The sequence below is a fragment of the Brevinema andersonii genome, assembly GCF_900112165.1.
GTDB classification, from domain to species: Bacteria; Spirochaetota; Brevinematia; order Brevinematales; family Brevinemataceae; genus Brevinema; species Brevinema andersonii.
In genome coordinates, this window is record NZ_FOKY01000033.1 from 1 (window position 1) to 3,702 (window position 3,702).

General features: G+C 33.9%; 3 protein-coding genes and 1 tRNA gene. 3 read left to right on the forward strand and 1 reads right to left on the reverse strand.

Annotated elements, in window-relative coordinates:
• Positions 1 to 966 precede the first annotated feature (966 nt).
• On the reverse strand, positions 967 to 1,140 hold the full coding sequence (locus tag BM018_RS07925; protein WP_159428245.1) for a hypothetical protein: 174 nt from the start codon (positions 1,138 to 1,140) through the stop codon (positions 967 to 969).
• 397 nt (positions 1,141 to 1,537) lie between these two features.
• Between BM018_RS07925 and BM018_RS07735 the strand changes: the two genes are divergently transcribed.
• From BM018_RS07735 to BM018_RS07440, 3 genes are all read left to right on the forward strand, one after another.
• Entirely contained in the window at positions 1,538 to 1,762 is a 225-nt protein-coding gene (locus BM018_RS07735; RefSeq protein ID WP_143280480.1) for a hypothetical protein, read from the forward strand.
• Between the two features lie 74 nt (positions 1,763 to 1,836).
• On the forward strand, positions 1,837 to 3,399 hold the full coding sequence (locus BM018_RS07435) for an ankyrin repeat domain-containing protein (RefSeq protein WP_159428246.1): 1,563 nt from the start codon (positions 1,837 to 1,839) through the stop codon (positions 3,397 to 3,399).
• 50 nt (positions 3,400 to 3,449) lie between these two features.
• Positions 3,450 to 3,521 (forward strand) — tRNA-Glu (locus BM018_RS07440).
• Positions 3,522 to 3,702 lie beyond the last annotated feature (181 nt).

The following is a 3,702-nucleotide window of genomic DNA, read 5'->3' on the forward strand; positions in this document are numbered from 1 at the left end:
AGTTCTTGCAATTCTGCATTTCTTTTTCCGATAAAAAGCTCCGGATCCCCAATGCCAATGCAGAAAAACGCCTCGTCCGCGACCGAAATCTCTTCTTCGCCGACCAAATCTAAAATCTTTCCACATACTGCTGCGAGGATCTCTATGGCCTCCCTCCCCCTTTTTTCAGAAGATATTCGAAATCTGGAACAAGAATTTTACGTTCTGAAAGAATGGGAGCTGTCTTAACTATTCACCTTTCGTAACAAAAGTTTTATAAATCCTAGGATACGAAGTCGATAACTCTTTCCAATAGAAGAAGCACAACGGATTTTGATCTCAGAAAAGAGCATAAGATGACTGTACTCGATAGCAATTATTATAAAAACCTTTTACTTCTTGAAAGCTGTCCGTGTTGAGAATGGGATATTTTTTATTTCAAATCTTAACAAGGCCGTTTTTGAAACAGATCTGGCTCTCTTTTGGAGACGGTTTGCATGAATCAGAAATTTGTCTTTCATTCATGAAGCACATAAGGCTTTTAATCCTTTCTCAGACCGACTCGAAGGCGATAAAATTTTCATTCCTTAGGCCGATGCGTTTAAGCAAACTAATATATTAAACGTTTCGAGGACAATTCCGAATACCCATATAGAACTGCTACAAATTCTTGGAGTATATGCTAACTATTGTGGAAGTTGGAAATCCACAAAGTTATCATTACCAGTTTTGCGTGCACGTTTTCCAAACAAGTTCAAATAGTCTATAATGATACTTTCACTTATCTAAATATAACAGATTCAGGAGCAATGTATGTTGGCATTGTTGGAAAAAAAAAGCAAGAAATCTGCTTAATAATGGATTGGCCAAACAAATGATAGTGTCGAATTTGGAAGCCTATATAAAGAAAACTCAAACGGTTTCAACCACCTGGGCAACAGAGCCGTAGATATTGCTGCAAATACCAACCTCGATCCTCGCAAAGAATCATGCCGACGAAGCTTGCAGACTATGATAGTCGTTTTTAAGATTTCCTTCGGAGAAACTTTCTTGAGCTTTTATAGCTACAATAGAATTATACTCTCCCAGTTTAATAGCAAATTGATGAATAGTAAGTCGTGGAATTTTTGCTATTTTTAGCTCTTGTTTTAAGAGTTTCATACTTTATCCTTAAATATATAAAATTTATAATATTATAGCATATCTTACAATACAAATAGGATAAGGTAAGAAGAATCACTTATTTTATTACCAATTATTACGACGGATTCAAAAGGTGTTCGAGTATGTTTTAAGTAGGATGTATCACGAGAACTTGATGTTGTTTTATAAGAGTATATCCTGCAATTTGTTAAGCAACTATCAACCCCCTATTCATTGGCTACATCAATAAAGAAAAAACCCTATAGATTTTATTACTTGTTCTTGCATCCTATCAATTTTCCTTTGTTTGTGTTTTATACTGCTTATTTAATTTATAGAGATTTTCATATTTTCCTGTCCTTTTTGATATGATGCTATTAACTTATTTTCCCCTTCAGTTAAATAAATATTACACATGATTCACAAGATAAAACAACGTTATGATGTCAGAGAAAATGCATGGGCTTATTTTATGGTTGATTTTTGTAAATTATTATATATAGAAGATCCTGTATTATTTCAACGTTCTATCATTGAAAATCCCGAATTTTCCAATAAAATAAGTTGGGAACTGAAAAATATATGGATCCCTGTTATTATAGATGCCCATTTCCATATTATTAATTATCATCATTTATAATGACAGCATCTTAATATTTGTATATTTTTTTATTCCATTGTATAATAAAATCCACATTAACAATGGAGAATATAGTGAAAAAAATAGTTTTTATAATATTTATTTTTCTTCCTTTTTCTTTACATTCTCAAGATTATGAAGAATATGCAGTAGAATATACTGATTCTGCGGAAAATATCTCTGAGGAACCTCCTGTAAACATTGTGGAAGAAGTTGTTGAAATTACAAACTATATCACAAATTATGTTACCAACAAAATTTCACCTCTATCCGGAAATACACGCATTGAAGTTACAAATACAACTATTATTTATATTCCATCGCTTGCGCCGTTGTCTATTGACGTAAGCACGGCTATAATTAAAGGAAGGTTAGGAGATGTAGAGCTTTTCATTGGTCGAAATCCTAATCTTTTATTGCAGACTGATGAAAATGGCAATAATCTGCTTCATTTATCAGTTTTATATCCCAATGCAGATATTACTTCCTATTTGATTGGCCAAGGAATTAATATTAATCACATGAACAATAATGGGCAAACTCCTTTACATTTGGCTACTGTAAAAACAAATTTATCTGCAGTTCAGATATTGGTAGAATCAAATGCTACCGTTTCGATTAAAGATAATCTAGGGCAAACGGCGCTTTGGATTGCAAATATTCAAGGACTTACTGATATTTTAAAAATTTTGGCCGCTGGGCAGATGGCTCAAGCTACCCAACAGACTGTCATTTCCAACTTGCAGCCATATAAAGATCTTTCGATGGTACCTTCAGGCTTTGACCTGACTACCAATCATTACATTAAAGTAGCAACTCAACCTGCTACTAATACTGCATGGCATAAAGCTATGTTTTTTCCCGGTTATGAAGCAACTGCAGAACTATTGAATCAAGGAATCAGTATTTATCAAACCGATGATAAAGGATATAATGCGGTCCACTTGGCTGCATTCTATAATAATATCGATGCTTTGAAATATCTTCTTATTCAAGGTGCAGATGTTAACAGAAAAGACAAATTCGGCTCGACACCTCTTCATATAGCTGCTGGCAAGTCATCTCCAGAATTGGTTAATCTCCTTATTGATAACGGAGCTAATATCCAAGAAAGAAACAATAATAATTGGACACCTTTATTTGAAGCAGTTCTTCTAGGTAATCAACCAGTGGTAGATTTTTTGTTATCAATAGGTGTTTCTCCCAATGTGCGGACAAAATTTGGACGTACTCCTTTGCATGAAGCCTCACGGATGGGGTTTGAGGGAATAGTATCTAGCTTACTCAACAAGGGAGCTGTTGTTTCGTCTGCTGATTCACAAGGAAAAACACCACTGTACCTTGCTGCAGAACAAGGAAATTTAGAAATTGTTACTCAATTGCTAGCAAATAACGCTCAAGTAAATATCGAAAATAAAGATGGACTGACTCCATTACATATAGCTGTTATTAATGGTAAGCTAGATTTAGTAAAATATCTGATGGAGCAAGGCAAAGCAAATATGTTTATTATGGATAACTTAGGACGTTATCCTTTAGATTCTGCTTATATAAGAGGATATGATGACATAATTGCTTATTTAGCAGTGAAATATACAGAATACCAAAAAAGGAACATAAATCAAGAAAATAATTAAAAAATATTGACAAAGGAAATAAAATTATATATAATAAATACACTTTATATGCCCCCTTCGTCTAGTGGTTAGGACACAAGATTTTCATTCTTGGAACAGGAGTTCGATTCTCCTAGGGGGTAATTGTTAAGCCTGTATTTATTACATAATAAATTACAGGCTTTTTGTCTATCTGAGCTTTGATTATTTCATAAGTCGTGCATTAATGCTTTACTTTTTAGTATTATTTTTATCGGGCTGTTTTGTGCTGGAAACTGAGCAGGCGTCGTCCGTCCGACGCAAGCAGCAGATCGGCATAAAAAT

What these genes read in the sequence shown, in the direction of transcription:
- BM018_RS07925 (WP_159428245.1), bottom strand. Translation starts at nt 1,140, where the DNA reads ATGAAACTCTTAAAACAAGAGCTAAAAATAGCAAAAATTCCACGACTT.
- BM018_RS07735 (WP_143280480.1), top strand. Translation starts at nt 1,538, where the DNA reads ATGATTCACAAGATAAAACAACGTTATGATGTCAGAGAAAATGCATGG.